Source organism: Pseudomonas sp. AL10, assembly GCF_029960685.1.
Taxonomy (GTDB): Bacteria; Pseudomonadota; Gammaproteobacteria; order Pseudomonadales; family Pseudomonadaceae; genus Aquipseudomonas; species Aquipseudomonas lactis.
The window spans coordinates 153,278-169,373 of the sequence record NZ_JASBQZ010000004.1; the positions used below are offsets into that span (position 1 = coordinate 153,278).

At 59.9% G+C, this 16,096-nt stretch carries 11 protein-coding genes; 2 read left to right on the forward strand and 9 right to left on the reverse strand.

Annotation, left to right across the window (positions count from 1 at the left end):
* Positions 1–292: 292 nt before the first annotated feature.
* Both QK296_RS06985 and QK296_RS06990 read left to right on the forward strand, forming a co-directional pair.
* On the forward strand, positions 293–1,876 hold the full coding sequence (locus QK296_RS06985; RefSeq protein WP_003188476.1) for a peptide chain release factor 3: 1,584 nt from the start codon (positions 293–295) through the stop codon (positions 1,874–1,876).
* 226 nt (positions 1,877–2,102) lie between these two features.
* Positions 2,103–2,357 carry a hypothetical protein gene (locus tag QK296_RS06990; protein WP_057712015.1) on the forward strand — a complete coding sequence of 85 codons (255 nt, stop codon included), beginning with the start codon at positions 2,103–2,105 and terminating at the stop codon, positions 2,355–2,357.
* An 80-nt stretch (positions 2,358–2,437) separates the two neighbouring features.
* On the opposite strand, the gene QK296_RS06995 is transcribed toward QK296_RS06990, so the two are convergent.
* The 9 genes from QK296_RS06995 to QK296_RS07035 form a co-directional block, all read right to left on the reverse strand.
* Positions 2,438–4,696: a TonB-dependent siderophore receptor gene (locus QK296_RS06995; protein ID WP_282390729.1), complete on the reverse strand. Its 2,259-nt coding sequence runs from the start codon at positions 4,694–4,696 to the stop codon at positions 2,438–2,440.
* Between the two features lie 424 nt (positions 4,697–5,120).
* Positions 5,121–6,092, reverse strand: a complete 972-nt coding sequence (locus tag QK296_RS07000) for a peptide ABC transporter ATP-binding protein (RefSeq protein WP_003188483.1) — start codon at positions 6,090–6,092, stop codon at positions 5,121–5,123.
* Positions 6,092–7,060: an ABC transporter ATP-binding protein gene (locus tag QK296_RS07005; RefSeq protein WP_034134855.1), complete on the reverse strand. Its 969-nt coding sequence runs from the start codon at positions 7,058–7,060 to the stop codon at positions 6,092–6,094. The genes QK296_RS07000 and QK296_RS07005 overlap by 1 nt, the downstream gene beginning before the upstream one ends.
* Positions 7,061–7,070: 10 nt before the next feature.
* On the reverse strand, positions 7,071–7,982 hold the full coding sequence (locus tag QK296_RS07010) for an ABC transporter permease subunit (RefSeq protein WP_003188486.1): 912 nt from the start codon (positions 7,980–7,982) through the stop codon (positions 7,071–7,073).
* Between the two features lie 10 nt (positions 7,983–7,992).
* The gene (locus tag QK296_RS07015; RefSeq protein ID WP_003171721.1) at positions 7,993–9,003 is read right to left on the reverse strand and encodes an ABC transporter permease subunit; all 1,011 of its coding nucleotides are present in this window, start codon (positions 9,001–9,003) and stop codon (positions 7,993–7,995) included.
* Between the two features lie 76 nt (positions 9,004–9,079).
* Positions 9,080–10,678, reverse strand: coding sequence for an ABC transporter substrate-binding protein (locus tag QK296_RS07020; RefSeq protein ID WP_169855812.1), 1,599 nt, complete (start codon positions 10,676–10,678; stop codon positions 9,080–9,082).
* Positions 10,679–10,758: 80 nt separating this feature from the next.
* The gene (locus tag QK296_RS07025; protein WP_003188488.1) at positions 10,759–12,153 is read right to left on the reverse strand and encodes an OprD family outer membrane porin; all 1,395 of its coding nucleotides are present in this window, start codon (positions 12,151–12,153) and stop codon (positions 10,759–10,761) included.
* Positions 12,154–12,324: 171 nt separating this feature from the next.
* Positions 12,325–13,929 carry an ABC transporter substrate-binding protein gene (locus tag QK296_RS07030; protein ID WP_282390730.1) on the reverse strand — a complete coding sequence of 535 codons (1,605 nt, stop codon included), beginning with the start codon at positions 13,927–13,929 and terminating at the stop codon, positions 12,325–12,327.
* A 306-nt stretch (positions 13,930–14,235) separates the two neighbouring features.
* Positions 14,236–15,864 (reverse strand): ABC transporter substrate-binding protein, encoded by a 1,629-nt coding sequence (locus QK296_RS07035; RefSeq protein ID WP_003188490.1) that lies wholly within the window; start codon positions 15,862–15,864, stop codon positions 14,236–14,238.
* Positions 15,865–16,096: the final 232 nt, after the last annotated feature.

Below are 16,096 nucleotides of genomic sequence, written 5' to 3' on the forward strand. Positions count from 1 at the left end.
CGAGCGGCAGGGCCATGACTGGCTGCCTTGGAATGGGTTCGCGAAAAGCAACTCGCCGATACTGGCAATGCAGTATGCGATCGAGCCATGAGCGCAGCCTCGTCAGGCTAACTTGCTGATTTTTCAGCCCCTGTTCCGAGTGCGATAGCAGGGGAGTGGACGTCTCTACCTTTTAAAAGGTTCCACACTTGGGCGCATTTAGCCACCCCCAATGGGCTCAACGGTGGTCCGTACCCTCGCGTTTGCGCTATACTCGCCGCCCTTTTTTGACTCACCTGCCAGGCGATTTCCCATGACCCACCAGGCCGCCGAAGTCGCGAAACGCCGCACTTTCGCCATTATTTCCCACCCCGATGCCGGTAAGACCACCATCACCGAAAAGCTGTTGCTGATGGGCAAGGCAATCGCGGTGGCCGGCACGGTGAAGTCGCGCAAATCCGACCGCCATGCCACCTCCGACTGGATGGAAATGGAAAAGCAACGGGGTATTTCCATTACCACGTCGGTCATGCAGTTCCCCTATCGCGAGCACATGATCAACCTGCTCGACACCCCGGGGCACGAAGACTTCTCCGAAGATACCTACCGCACCCTCACCGCGGTGGACTCGGCGCTGATGGTCCTCGACGGCGGTAAAGGCGTCGAGCCACGTACCATCGCGCTGATGGACGTGTGCCGTCTGCGTGACACGCCGATTGTCAGCTTCATCAACAAACTCGACCGCGACATCCGCGACCCCATCGAGCTGCTGGATGAAATCGAAGCCGTCCTGAAGATCAAGGCCGCGCCGATCACCTGGCCGATTGGTTGCTACCGCGACTTCAAGGGCGTGTACCACCTGGCCGACGACTACATCATTGTCTACACCGCTGGCCACGGTCATGAGCGCACCGAAACCAAGATCATCGAGAAGCTCGACTCCGATGAAGCCCGTGCCCACCTGGGCGACGAGTACGACCGTTTTGTCGACCAGCTGGAGCTGGTGCAGGGCGCCTGCCATGAGTTCAACCAGCAGGAGTTCCTCGACGGCCAACTGACGCCGGTGTTCTTCGGTACCGCGCTGGGCAACTTCGGTGTCGACCACGTGCTCGACGCCGTCGTGGACTGGGCGCCAAAACCGCTGGCCCGCGTTGCCAACGAGCGCACCGTGGAACCGGTCGAAGAGAAATTCACGGGCTTTGTGTTCAAGATCCAGGCGAACATGGACCCCAAACACCGCGACCGTATCGCCTTCATGCGTATCTGCTCCGGCAAATACGAAAAAGGCATGAAGATGCGCCACGTGCGCACTGGCAAGGACGTGCGCATTGGCGACGCCCTGACGTTCTTCTCCTCCGAGCGTGAGCAGTTGGAAGAGGCGTTTGCCGGCGACATCATCGGCCTGCACAACCATGGCACCATCCAGATCGGCGACACCTTCACCGAAGGCGAAGCGCTGGGCTTTACCGGTATCCCGCACTTTGCCCCGGAACTGTTCCGCCGCGTGCGCCTGCGTGACCCGCTCAAGTCCAAGCAACTGCGCCAAGGCTTGCAGCAATTGGCCGAGGAGGGCGCCACCCAGGTGTTCTTCCCCGAGCGCAGCAACGACATCATCCTCGGCGCCGTGGGCGTGCTGCAGTTCGATGTGGTCGCCAGCCGCTTGAAAGAGGAATACAAGGTGGAGTGCTCCTACGAGCCGATCACCGTGTATTCGGCGCGCTGGATTGATTGCAGCGATAAGAAGAAGTTGGAAGAGTTCTCCAATAAAGCCGTGGAAAACCTGGCAATCGACGGCGGTGGTCACCTGACCTACCTGGCGCCGACGCGGGTGAACCTGGCGTTGATGGAAGAGCGTTGGCCGGATGTGAAGTTCCGTGCGACCCGCGAACACCATTAAGGTCTGAGCGGTTAAGAGAATGTGGGAGGGGGCTTGCCCCCGATAGCGGTGTGTCAGCCAATGTATTGGGTTCTGATACTCCGCAATCGGGGGCAAGCCCCCTCCCACATTTTGATCTCCAAAAGGCTGGAGATTGGCGGTAAACCGGCATCGCGACTAGCTTAAACGCTGGTGGCAGTTAATGACTGCCGTGCGGGGCCCATTTACTGACTGGACGGAATCGACCATGAGTATTGTTCAACGCGTCGTGCTGTTGATGAAAGTGCTGGTGCTGTTGTCGTTGGGGATGTCGACGGCCTGGGCGCATAACCCGGTGCAGGGCGCAGCGAGGGTGACGAGTAGCCAGAGCTCGGACTTGCAACTGGCCAAGTCCGAAGCAGAGCCAGGCGATAAAGGCCAGGGTGGCAGCGAAGACGATGACGACTCGACCACCGACGAGCCTGACAGCGACGACGCAGACGAAGGCGATAGCCAGACGTAGGTTCGCCAAGGGAAAGCGTTTCAAACAATCGATGCCTTGGATGGGACCTCCAAGGCATTTTTATTGGCCGCCCTTTTTCCTCAGAACGATGTGGTCACCGACGCGAAGTAAGCCCGCCCCGGCTCATTGTAAGTCTGCGCGCCCGCATCCTCGGCGTTGCCTTTGCGCGACAAGCGCTTGTCTAGCAGGTTGTTGATGCCCACCCGCACGCTCAGGTTCTTACTGAATTCGTAACCACTGCTCAGGCCCATCAGCCCGTACGGGTCGACGTCCTGCTGGGCGCTGCGATCGTAACTGCTGGCGCTGCGTGAGTTGAGCGTCGGCGCCTCCTGCTTGCCGTAGTAGGTGCCGCTGACCTGGAAGGACAGCTTGTCAGTGGCTTGCCAGTCCAGCGTGGTGTTGACGGTGTACTTGGGGATGATGCTCAAGGGCTCGCCGGTGTCCTTGTCCTTGGAGTCGATCATGTAGGTCAGGTTGGTATTCAAGTCCAGGTCATCGCGCAGGCTGATGAACAGGTTGCCTTCAACGCCCTGCACCAAGGCGGGCCCGCTGTTTTCCCACTCCAGCACGCGGCGACCGTTGCCCAGGCGGAAAGCCGCCTCGTTACTGGCGTTGATCTTGTTCTTGTAGTCATTACGAAAGTACGTCGCACTGGTGCGCCAGTTGCCTTTGTCGAAAGCCAGGCCAATCTCCTTGTTGACGCTGATTTCCGGCTTCAGATCGCGGTTGCCCACCAGGTAGCAACCGCCCATGTTGGCTTCGCTGGCGTTGCAGCCATTGCCACGGCTGTAGAGCAAATAGTTCGGGTTGGACTGGTACAGGTTGGGGGTCTTGTAGGCGCGGGCAATGCCGCCCTTGATGCTCAGTTCGTCGGTCAACTGGTGCGAAGCGTTGAAGCTGGGGCTCCAGTTGCCGCCGTATTCCTCATGGTCGTCGAAGCGCAAGCCAGGCGTGATCACGGTCTTGCTGCCCAGCTCGATGTTGTCCTCGGCAAACAAGGCGTAGCTTGAGGCGGTGGTCTTGGTGCTGTTGCGGCTGACGCCCGGGATGGCGGGGACGCCGCCGGTGCCTGGGTCGTAAGTTTGCGGGCGCAGCGAGCCTGGGTCGTTCATCGACTCGTAGAGGTATTCGCTGCCCAGGGTCAGCACCTGCTCGGCACCGACGCTCAGGGGCAGGTTGACCTCGGCGGTGGCCCGCGTGTTGCGCAAGCGCGACTCGAAACGGCCTGCACTGGCGGAGGGCGCACCTTCGCCAGAACCGGCCAGGCCTTCATTGAGGCGTTCGTTGCGGGTCAGGTCGTGGGTCAGCGAGGCCAGGGTCGAACCCCAGTCGAATTCGCCGCGATGGGTGGCAGAAAAGCTGCTGCGTTGAATCACACTGGTTTCCTTGCCCACCAGGCTTTCCACGAACGTGCCACCGCCGTTGAGCATGGTATCGCCGGCGAAAATATTGCCCTGGCGGCTGTAGCTGGCTTCCAGGTCGAGGGTTTGCTCGGGGGTGAACTGCCAGCTCAGCAAGCCATTCACGTCTTTGTTGCGCACACCTTCGCGGCCGGCTACCAACGAGTCCGGCGTCGCTTGCGCTGCACGGTTGATGTCGGCGTCATCGGCGTCGGTCTTGTTCAGGCCGCCATAGACGCGGAACGCCAGGGTGTCAGTCAATGGGCCGCTGAGGTTGAAGTTGGTGCGCTTGCTCGCGCCTTCGGCATCGTTTTCGGGGAAGGCGGTGTAGGCGGTCAGCGAGCCGTGCAGTTGGTCGGTGGGGCGTTTGGTGATGATGTTGATGACACCGCCCATGGCACCGGAGCCATGACGGGCGGCGGCCGGGCCGCGCAGGATTTCAATGCGTTCGACTTCTTCGGCCGGTACCCAGTTGGTTTCGCCACGGGTATCACGGTCACCGCTCCAGCCGTAACGCACCGCGTTGCGCGAGGTGGATGGCTTGCCATCGATCAGAATCAGGGTGTTTTCCGGGCCCATGCCGCGCAGGTCGATCTGGCGGTTATTGCCACGACTGCCGCTGGAACTGTTGCCGGTCAGGTTCACACCCGGCTCGCGGCGGATGATCTCCGACAGGTCGTTGGTGGGCGGGCGTTTCTTGATGTCTTCGGCGGTGATGATCGACACGCCGGGCGCTTGCTTGAGTTCTTCGGCGGCGGTGCCCAGTACACGTGTCTCGCCCAGCACCAGGGCTTGGGGCGTGCCATCCACAGGCAGGTCTGTCGCTTGGATCGGCACTTTGTCGCGTTCTTTTTCCACACCCTGCGCCAGTAGCGCGGGGGACGAAAGGGTAGCGATAAACGCCAGCGAGAGATGGCTGAGCCTGAATTGAGACGACATGTCCACAAAGTCCTTTAGGAGGGGCGATTGAACGAGAGGCGTCTGAATTTTTTCGTGTATCCAGCGCTCTCCGTGCGCCGTAATGGTATTGATTCTCAAACAGAAGTAAATTGCATTTACAATCTATACACTTTTCAAAACGGTCTGGCTCAATGTTTTCAGGGCTTTTGGCATAGATTCAAACGGTATGTTTTTTGTTACAACCGCGCAAAAAAAGCCCCTCCGGCCAGACTGATGCGCAATCTGGCGGGAAGGGCGATGGAACTCATGCAACGAGATCATCCCCACGCTCTGCGTGGGGACGGATCCTGTGACGCTCCGCGTCACTCTTGCGCAAGGCTTGAGCTGGCGGACGCAGAGCGTCGCCGACGGCGTTCCCACGCAGAGCGTGGGAACGATCCCACACAGGGCAGGTTGGGTTGCTTCAGGCCACGAATTGCTCCGCGTAGTGGCATGCCACCTGCCGGTTATCCAACGGACGCAACAGCGGCTCCTCACTGCTGCAACGCGCCGTCGCATATGGGCAGCGCTTGTGGAACGCGCAGCCAGGCGGCGGGTTCAGTGGGTTGGGCAGTTCGCCGACGATCTTGATCTTCGGCTTGCTTGGGTCGGGGTGGATGGTCGGGGTGGCCGACAGCAGCGCCTGGGTGTAAGGGTGCAGCGGGCGTGCGTAGATGTCTTCCTTGGGGCCCACTTCAACCGGGCGGCCGAGGTACATCACCATCACATCATCGGCAACGTGCTGCACCACCGCCAGGTTGTGGGAGATGAACACGTAGGCGGTGTTGAATTCCTGCTGCAAATCCATGAACAGGTTAAGCACCTGGGCCTGGATCGACACGTCCAACGCCGAGGTCGGTTCATCGGCCACCAGCACTTTGGGCTGCAGCATCATCGCCCGGGCCAACGCGATGCGCTGGCGCTGGCCGCCGGAGAACATGTGCGGGTAGCGCTGATAATGCTCAGGGCGCAGGCCCACTTGCTTCATCATCGCCTGCACTTTCTCGCGGCGCTCAGCGGCCGACAGGTTGGTGTTGATCAGCAACGGCTCCGCCAGTTGATCGCCGACTTTCTGGCGTGGGTTCAACGAGGCATAGGGGCTCTGGAACACCATCTGCACGTCTTTGCGCAATTGCTTGCGCTGGGCCTTGTCGGCGCCGGCCACTTCTTGCCCGGCGATTTTCAACGAGCCCGACGAGGGCTCTTCAATCAGCGTGAGGGCACGGGCCAGGGTGGATTTGCCACAGCCCGACTCGCCCACCACGGCGAGGGTCTTGCCGGCTTCCAGCTCAAAAGACACGCCATTAAGGGCACGCACGGTGGCGTGGCCTTTGAACAGGCCACGGGACACTTCGTAGTGACGGGTGAGGTCGCGGGCGGTAAGTACGACGGCCATTACGCCACCTCCTGGTTCAGCGGGTAGAAGCAGCGGGCAAGGCTGTTGCTTTTCGGGTCAAGGCCCGGCCGCTGGGCGCGGCAGGCGTCCTGCACATACGGGCAGCGCGGCGACAGCAGGCAACCCTGCGGACGGTCATAGCGGCCGGGTACGATGCCCGGCAGCGTGGCCAGGCGCGTAGCGCCGAGGCTGTGCTCGGGAATCGCCTTGAGCAGCGCTTCACTGTACGGGTGTGCCGGAATGTCGAACAGCTGCGGCACCTGGCCGACTTCCACGGCTTGGCCGGCGTACATTACGCACACGCGCTGGGCGGTTTCAGCCACGACCGCGAGGTCGTGAGTGATCAGCACCAGGCCCATGTTCTGCTCTTTTTGCAGGGCCAGCAGCAGTTCCATGATCTGCGCCTGGATGGTCACGTCCAGCGCGGTGGTCGGTTCATCGGCGATCAGCAGTTTGGGCTCGCCGGCAATCGCCATGGCAATTGCCACGCGCTGGCTCATACCGCCGGACAGTTGGTGCGGGTAGGCATCCATACGGCTGGCAGCGCCTGGGATCTCGACCTTTTCCAGCAGCTCGATGGCGCGTTTGCGCGCTTGTTTGCCGGACATTTTCAGATGCAGGCGCAGCACTTCTTCGATCTGGAAACCCACGGTGTAGCTGGGGTTCAACGCGGTCATCGGGTCCTGGAATACCATCGCCAGGTCTTTGCCGACAATCTGGCGGCGCTGGCGGTTGCTCAACTTGAGCATGTCCTTGCCGTCGAAGTTCAGCGCATCGGCGGTGACGATGCCGGGATGCTCGATCAGGCCCATCAGCGCCATCATGGTCACGGATTTACCCGAACCCGACTCGCCAACGATCGCCAGTACTTCGCCTTTGTCGACGGACAGGTCGAGGCCATCGACCACCGGCACGGCGGTCTTGTCGCCGAAGCGCACGTTGAGATTCTTGATTTCTAACAGTGACATGGGAATCTCCTCAGGCGGCGTTCTTGAGTTTCGGGTCCAGCGCATCGCGCAGGCCGTCACCCATCAAGTTGATTGCCAGCACGCTGAGCAAAATGGTCAAGCCAGGCAGGCTCACCACCCACCAGGCGCGTTCGATGTAGTCTCGGGCCGAAGCCAGCATGGTGCCCCACTCAGGGGTTGGCGGTTGTACGCCAAGGCCGAGGAAGCCCAGGGCCGCGGCATCGAGAATCGCCGAGGAAAAGCTCAAGGTCGCTTGTACGATCAGCGGCGCCATGCAGTTAGGCAGCACGGTGATGAACATCAGGCGTGGCAGGCCGGCACCGGCGAGGCGGGCGGCAGTCACGTAGTCGCGGTTCAGTTCGCCCATTACGGCCGCGCGGGTCAGACGCACATAGGACGGCAGCGACACGATGGCGATGGCGATCACGGTGTTGATCAGGCCAGGGCCGAGGATGGCGACAATCGCCACAGCCAGCAGCAGCGACGGCAGGGCCAGCATGATATCCATCAAGCGCATGATGGTCGGGCCAAGCAAGCGCGGGAAGAACCCGGCGAACAGGCCCAGCAGGATGCCCGGGATCAGCGACATCACCACCGATGACAAACCGATCAGCAACGACAGGCGCGAACCCTGGATCAGGCGCGAGAGCAAGTCACGGCCCAGTTCGTCGGTGCCGAGCAGGAACTGCATCTGCCCGCCTTCCAGCCACGCCGGCGGGGTCAGCAGGAAGTCGCGGTATTGCTCGCTGGGGTTATGCGGGGCAACCCACGGGGCGAAGATCGCGCAGAACACGATCAGCAACATGAACAGCAGGCCGGCGACCGCGCCTTTGTTCTTGGAGAAGGCTTGCCAGAATTCTTTGTACGGGGACGGGTACAGCAGGCTCTGATCGACTGCTGACACTTGAGTAGGTGTGGTCATGGTCATGATCTCAGCGCTGGTGACGGATGCGTGGGTTGGCGAAGCCGTAGAGGATATCCACCACGAAGTTCACCAGGATCACCAGGCAGGCGATCAGCAGAATGCCGTTTTGCACCACCGGGTAGTCCCGCGCGCCAATGGCTTCGATCAGCCATTTGCCGATGCCGGGCCACGAGAAGATGGTTTCGGTCAGTACCGCACCGGCCAGTAGCGTGCCGACTTGCAGGCCGACCACGGTGAGCACCGGGATCAGCGCGTTGCGCAGGCCGTGCACGAACACCACGCGCGCCGGCGACAGGCCCTTGGCCTTGGCGGTACGGATGTAGTCCTCACGCAGCACTTCGAGCATCGACGAACGGGTCATGCGCGCGATCACCGCCAGCGGGATGGTGCCGAGCACGATGGCTGGCAGGATCAGGTGGTGCAACGCATCCCAGAACGCGTCCGGCTCGTCGGCCAGCAGGGTGTCGATCAGCATGAAGCCGGTGCGTGGCTCGATGTCGTAGAGCAGGTCGATACGCCCGGACACCGGGGTCCAGCCCAGGCTCACCGAGAAGAACATGATCAGGATCAGGCCCCACCAGAAGATCGGCATCGAATATCCCGCCAGGGAGATGCCCATCACCCCGTGGTCGAACAGGGATCCTCGTTTGAGTGCCGCGATCACCCCGGCCAACAGGCCCAGAATACCGGCGAACAACAGCGCGGCCATGGACAGTTCCAGGGTCGCGGGGAAGAGGGCGGTGAACTCGGTCCACACGCTGGTGCGAGTGCGCAACGATTCGCCAAGGTCGCCCTGGGCGAGCTTGCCGACGTAATCCAGGTATTGCGCATACAGCGGCTTGTTAAGGCCAAGGCGCTCCATTGCCTGGGCGTGCATTTCGGGGTCAACCCGTCGCTCGCCCATCATGACTTCTACGGGGTCGCCTGGAATCATGCGAATCAACGCAAAGGTCAGCAACGTGATGCCGAAGAACGTGGGGATCAATAACCCCAGTCGGCGGGCAATAAAACTAAACATCTTGGTGTGTACCTCAATCAGCCGGTTAGGCAGGTCCGGCACCGTCAGTGTCGACGATGCCGAGCGTTTTTCTTATTTACTTCACCTGGGTGGTGGCGAAGTTATTGGTGGTCAGAGGGCTTTGGGTATAACCCTCGACGTTCTTGCGCATGGCGGTAAACATTTTCGGGTAAGCCATGGGAATCCACGGTTGGTCCTTCTCGAATACGGCCAAAGCTTGTTCATAGAGTGCGGCGCGTTCGGCGGGTTCAGCGTCGGCGCGGGCCTTGTCGATCAAGTCTTGAAACTCTTTGTTACACCAGCGGGCGTAGTTTTCGCCGTTTTTCGCTGCATCGCAACTCAGGTTTGGGGTGAGGAAGTTGTCCGGGTCGCCGTTATCCCCGGCCCAGCCGGCAGAAACCATGTCGTGCTCGCCGGCTTTGGCACGCTTGAGCATTTCGCCCCATTCCATGACCTTGATATTGACCTTCAGGCCGATCTGGGCCAGATCCGCCTGCATGCGCTGGGCGCCGAGCATCGGGTTAGGGTTGGTCGGGCCGCCGCCGTTGCGGGTGAACAGGGTGAACTCGGTGCCTTCCGGCACGCCGGCTTCCTTGAGCAGAGCGCGGGCCTTGTCCAGGTCGCGAACAGGGTTTTTCAGCTTGTCACTGAAGCCCAGCAGGGTCGGCGGGTACGGGCCGGTGGCATCGACGGCGTTGCCTTTGCCGTACAGCGATTCGTTGTAGCCCTTTTTATCGAAGGCAATATTGATCGCGTGACGTACCCGCGCATCGCTCATGTACTTGTGGGTGGTATTCATGGCGGTGTAGCTGGTGGTCATCGCCGCCAGTTCCGCTACTTTCAGGTTGGGATCAGCCTTGGCGCTGGGTACGTCATCGGGCTTGGGATACAGCGCGATCTGGCACTCGTTGGCCTTGAGCTTTTGCAAGCGCACATTGCTGTCGGTGGTGATTGCCAGAATCAGCGGATCGGCCGGCGGCTTGCCACGGAAGTACTCCGGGTTGGCCTTGAAGCGCACTTGGGCGTCTTTGGCGTAGCGGTTGAAGATGAACGGCCCGGTGCCGATTGGCTTGGCGTTCAGGTCATCGGTTTTGCCGGTTTTGAGCAGCTGGTCGGCATATTCGGCAGAGTGGATCGAGGAAAACGCCATGGCCAGGTCGGCCAGGAAGGGGGCTTCAGGACGGGTCAGGGTAAACACGACGGTGTGGTCGTCGGTCTTCTCTACGCTCTTGAGCAGTTCTTTAAAGCCCATGCTTTCGAAATACGGGTAACCCACAGCGGACTTTTTATGCCAAGGGTGATTCGGGTCCAGCTGGCGCTGGAAGCTCCAAAGCACATCATCGGCGTTCAAGTTGCGCGTGGGTTTGAAATAGTCGGTGGTGTGGAACTTGATGTCGTCACGCAGGTGGAAGGTGTAGGTCAGGCCATCGGCGCTGATTTCCGGCAGGTCTTTGGCCAGGGCGGGCACCACTTCTGTGGTGCCGGGCTTGAAGTCCACCAGGCGGTTGAACATGGTTTCAGCGGCGGCGTCAGCGGTCACGGCAGTGGTGTACAGGACCGGGTCGAAACCTTCCGGGCTGGCTTCGGTGCAGACCACCAGCGGTTTGGCCGAAACGCCGATCGCCACGCTCAACAGCGCAGCGGCCATGGCGGCTTGTAGTGGGAGCATTTTCATTCAGAGCCCTCTGCAATCGATGGAGCCAGAAAAGCGTAGGCGGCGGGCTCGTCCTGAGCTCGCCGCCTGCCTGGCACTAATTAAAGGATGTTGAACGGGATGGTGGTAACCAGACGGAACTCTTTGATGCTGCCGTCGGACTGGAACTCGCTGCCACGGTGCTCAACATAGGTTGCGCGCACGGTGGTGGCTTTGAGTGGGCCGCTCTGCAGCGCGTAAGAGGCGCCTACACCGTATTCCTGGTGCTTCTCGCCGTCCTGGGACTGGATGCCGTCGTAGGCAAACTTGGCCCGGCCGTTGTTGCCGGTGTAGTGGGTGCCGTCGATGCCCCAGCCGCGTGCCGAGTAGGCGTTGAACTTCAGGCCAGGTACGCCGTATTCAGCCATATTGATGGCATAGGCGATCTGGAAGGATTTCTCGTTCGGGCCGTTGAAGTCAGACGTCAGGGAGTTGGCCAGGTAGATACCGTTGGTTTCGTGCAGGTAGTCGAAGTACTCGTTACCGTTCACTTGTTGGTAGCCGAAGGTCAGGCTGTGTGCCTGGTGAGTCAGGCCCAGGGAGAGGGAGAAGGTATCGTTGTCGATTTCCCCCATCTCTTTTTTGCCTTCATCGACAGTCTTGTAGTAGTTGAAGCCGGTGGTCAGGCCCAACTGCTGCGCGTCGCCCAGCTCGTGGGTGGCGCCGAAGTAGTACTGGTTCCAGAAGTCCTTCACGTTAGCGGCGAAGAAGCTGGTCTTCAGGCTTTTCAGCGGCTGGTAGTTCACACCCAGGGTCGACACTTTGTCGGTTTCTGCGCCATTACCGTATTCGCTACGGAATTTCGACAGGCTCTGCTCGCTACGTGGCGAAACGCGGTCGAACACGCCGCCCTGGAACGACAGGTTGCTGAACTCTTCGCTGTTGAAGCTCACACCCTGGAAGCTGGAAGGCAGGGCACGGTTGCCGATGGTGTCGACGATGCCGCTGCTGAAGTTCTGGCGACCGGCGGTCAGTGTGGTGTTGGACACACGGAATTGCACGTTGGCCAGGCCCAGTTTGCTCCACTGGTCGACGGCGTCGCCGTTGGAGTCGGCCAGGGTACGGTTGGAGCCGCCTTTGATATCACGCTTGCTGCGGTCCAGCACCAGGGCGTTGTACACCGCCACTTCAGTCTTGACCCCAACGGTGCCCTGGGTGAAACCCGAGCTGGCGTTGAGGATGGTGCCTTGCACCCAGTTGGTACGGTTGCGATCGGTCAGGGTCTGGCCGTGTTTCTGGTACGAGAAGGTGCCCCCACGGTATTTGCTTTCATGGGAGTACCAGTTACGCGTGGTGCCGCCCAGGCTGAAATCTTCGATAAAGCCTTTGGCCTCGCTTTGGGCGCTGGTGCCGGCCAGGGTGGTAGGAACGAAGTCCTGGCTTTGCGTTTCAGCGTAGGCGGTGGCCGTGATGCTGCTGATGGCCAAGGCCAGAAGCGCTTTGCTGCTCAGTTTCATGGGTGAAGCTCCTTTGGTTCTCTTTTTTAATGCCGGTCTTTTTGGGTGATCCGGCTATTGGGTGTGGAACTCGTTCAAGCTATTGCAAACGTTTGGCGTAGGAAATTTCCCAACAAAAGCCTGCACGTTTGCCGAGGAGCCGATTTCGCTCCCCGCCATCCGGTTATTGTCTTATGGGTTGATGCTGACGCCCGAGAACACGTTGCGGCCGAAGGGGCTTACCTTGAAGCCTTCGACTTTGGCGCTTAACGGCTGGTTGACCGTCGAGTGGGCGATAGGCGTGATCGGCACCTGCTGCTTGAGCAGTTGCTGCGCCTGTTTGTACAGAACAGTCCTTTGTTCGCGGTCGGTCACGACCTTGGCTTGCTTGATCAGCTTGTCGTACGCCGGGTCGCACCACATGGAGTAGTTGTTCCCGCCGATGGCGTCGCAGCTGTAGAGGGTGCCGAGCCAGTTGTCCGGGTCACCATTGTCGCCGGTCCAGCCGATCAGGCTGACATCGTGCTCACCGTTCTTGGTGCGTTTGATGTACTCGCCCCACTCATAGCTGACGATCTTGACCTTGAGGCCGATCTTGGCCCAGTCGTTCTGCAGCATCTCGGCCATCAGCTTGGCGTTGGGGTTGTACGGGCGCTGTACCGGCATGGCCCACAAGGTGATCTCGGTGCCTTCCTTGACGCCGGCGGCCTTGAGCAACTCCTTGGCTTTTTCCGGGTTGTAGGCGGCATCCTTGATGCTGTCGTCGTAAGACCACTGCGTCGGCGGCATGGCGTTGACCGCCAGTTGCCCGGCGCCCTGGTACACAGCATTGAGGATGCTCTGCTTGTTCACCGCCATGTCCAGCGCCTGGCGTACTTCCAACTGATCGAACGGCTTGTGGCGCACGTTGTAGGAGATATAGCCGAGGTTAAAGCCCGGCTTGGTCAGCAGTTGCAGGTTCGGGTCGGCCTTGAGGGCTTCGACATCGGCGGGGCGTGGATGCAGGGTGACCTGGCATTCGCCGGCCTTAAGTTTTTGCACGCGCACCGACGCGTCGGTGTTGATGGCGAAGATCAACTGGTCCAGCTTGACGCGGCTCGGGTCCCAGTACTGTTTGTTGCCCACGTAGCGAATCTGCGAGTCTTTCTGGTAACGCTGGAACACGAACGGGCCGGTGCCGATCGGCTTCTGGTTGATGTCGCTGGGCCGGCCTTGCTTGAGCAGCTGCTCGGCGTATTCGGCCGAAAGGATTGCGGCAAAGCTCATGGCGATGTTCTGCACGAACGCGGCGTCGACCGTGTTCAGGGTCATCACCACGGTGTAGGGGCCTGTTTTCTCGACCTTGGCGATGTTCTTGTTCAGGCTCATCCCGTTGAAGTACGGAAACTCGGTGGGGTAGGCCTTACGGAACGGGTGCTCGGGGTCAAGCATGCGGTTGAAGGTGAACAGCACGTCGTCGGCGTTGAAGTCCCGCGTCGGCTTGAATTCCTTGTTGCTGTGGAACTTCACCCCTTCACGCAGGTGGAAGGTGTAGGTCAGGCCATCTGGGGAAATATCCCACTTGGTTGCCAGCCCAGGGACGACGTCGGTGGCGCCTTTTTCGAACTCCACCAAACGGTTATACAAAGGCTCCGCCGCATCGTTGTCGGTGGCGGTGGTGTATTGCGCAGTGTCAAACCCTGCCGGGCTGCCTTCGGAGCAGAACACCAGGCTCTTCTTCTCGGCGGCTTGGCCCATCGTGGCCACGGCCAGCAGGCTGGTGGCAAACAGAGCGGATACAGCGGTGGTATGGCGCATGACGTTCCCGGTCCTTGTTTGTAGTTATCAACAGCGAGCCTTCCTGCTGGCGTGCAGCCAGGCAGACCTCACTGATCCCACACACAGCAAGTGCCCTTCACCAGAATGATGCCGCTGCTGTCCTACGACCTTATGGGGCGTTGACCTTGCAGTAAATGCGTCAATTCTGACTGACCTTGTAGGCAACGGAGGCACGGGTCGCAGTTCATTGCTGTAAGACGGCAACGCTTGCAAACGTAGTCTGTTTCCTAAGGTCCAGGCGGATGGAATAACGGCGACGTTATGAAACGTCGCCGTTATTGATCCTTACTTGCCGCTGACGCTAACGCCGTAGAAGGAATTCAAGCCAAACGGGCTGATCTTGAAGTCTTGTACGGTATTACGCATGGGTTGATACACCGTCGAGTGCGCGATAGGTGTCATCGGGACTGCATCTTTGAGGATATGTTGCGCCTGCTTATACAGCTCGGTGCGTTTGGCGACATCCGATGTGGCCTTGGCTTCTTTCACGATGCCGTCGAATTTCTTGTCGCACCACTTGGAGAAGTTGTTGCCCGACAGCGAGTCGCAGCCGAACAGCACGTTCAGCCAGTTGTCCGGGTCACCATTGTCGCCGCTCCAGCCAATGATCATGGCCTGGTTCTCGCCGCCCTTGGAGCGCTTGATGTACTCGCCCCACTCGTAGCTGACGATGTTGACCTTCAGGCCGATCTGTTTCCAGTCGTTCTGCAGCATCTCGGCCATCAACTTGGCGTTGGGGTTGTAGGGGCGCTGAACCGGCATGGCCCACAGGGTGATCTCGGTACCTTCCTTGACGCCAGCGGCCTTGAGCAGCTCTTTGGCTTTGGCAGGATCGTACTTGGCATCCTTGATGGTGGTGTCATAGGACCACTGGGTCGGCGGCATGGCGTTGACTGCCAACTGGCCGGCACCTTGGTACACGGAGTCGATGATCTGCTGCTTGTTCACCGACATGTCCAGGGCTTCACGGACGCGCAGGTCGGCCAGCGGGTTCGCGGCGGTCTGGCCCTTGAGTACTGGCATGACGTTATAGGCGATGTAGCCCAGGTTGAAACCGGCCTGGTGCGGCAGTTTCAGGTCCTTGTCCTCACCCAGCGCCTTGAGGTCAGCCGGACGTGGGAACAGGGTGATCTGGCATTCGTTTTTCTTGAGCTTCTGGATACGCACCGACGGGTCAGTGGTGATAGCGAAGATCAGGTTGTCGATCTTCACGTCTTCAGGTTTCCAGTAGTCCTTGTTGCCGGTGTAGCGAATGTTCGAATCTTTCTGGTAGCTCTTGAACACGAACGGGCCAGTGCCGACCGGCTTCTGGTTGATGTCGGCAGGCTTGCCTTCCTTCAACAGCTGCGCAGCGTATTCGGCGGACTGGATCGAGGCGAAGCTCATGGCCAGGTTCTGGATGAACGCGGCGTCCACGGTGCCAAGGGTGAACTTGACGGTGTGGTCATCGACTTTTTCGATGTTCTTGATGTTGGTGTCCATCCCCATGTCCGTGAAGTACGGGAACTCGGTGGGGTAGGCCTTACGGAATGGATCGTCTTTATTGATCATCCGGTTGAAGGTGAACAGTACGTCGTCGGCCGAGAATTCACGAGTCGGCTTGAAGTACGGGGTGGTGTGGAACTTGACGCCTTCGCGAAGGTGGAAGGTATACGTCAGGCCATCCGGGGACACGTCCCAGCTGGTGGCCAGGCCAGGAACGACGGCGGTGCCGCCACGTTCGAACTGGCTCAGGCGGTTGAACATGGTTTCGGCCGAGGCATCGAAGTCTGTTCCGGTGGTGTACTGGCCTGGGTCGAAACCGGCCGGGCTCCCTTCGGAGCAGAACACCAGGTTAGTTGCCGCAAGGGCTACGGGGGCTGCGGCCATAAGGCCAGCGCTCACTAATAACGGAAGGACTGCGTGTTTAAGCATGTTGGCCTCATGATTTGTTGTCATTTTTGGTGGTGAGGGCGACCTCGTGAGTCGGCCTGCGGATACTTATGCAGGCGCCATACCCAATGCAAGATGCAGAGCGGTTGCAAAGGGAAAACTGTGGTACGAACGTACAGGAATGTCGCAATTATGAAAGTTCTGACACAAAAGTGCCTATTTGGAGGGTTTTTTCGGTGCAAATGGCGCACCAAAAAAGCCCAGCCGAGGCGTC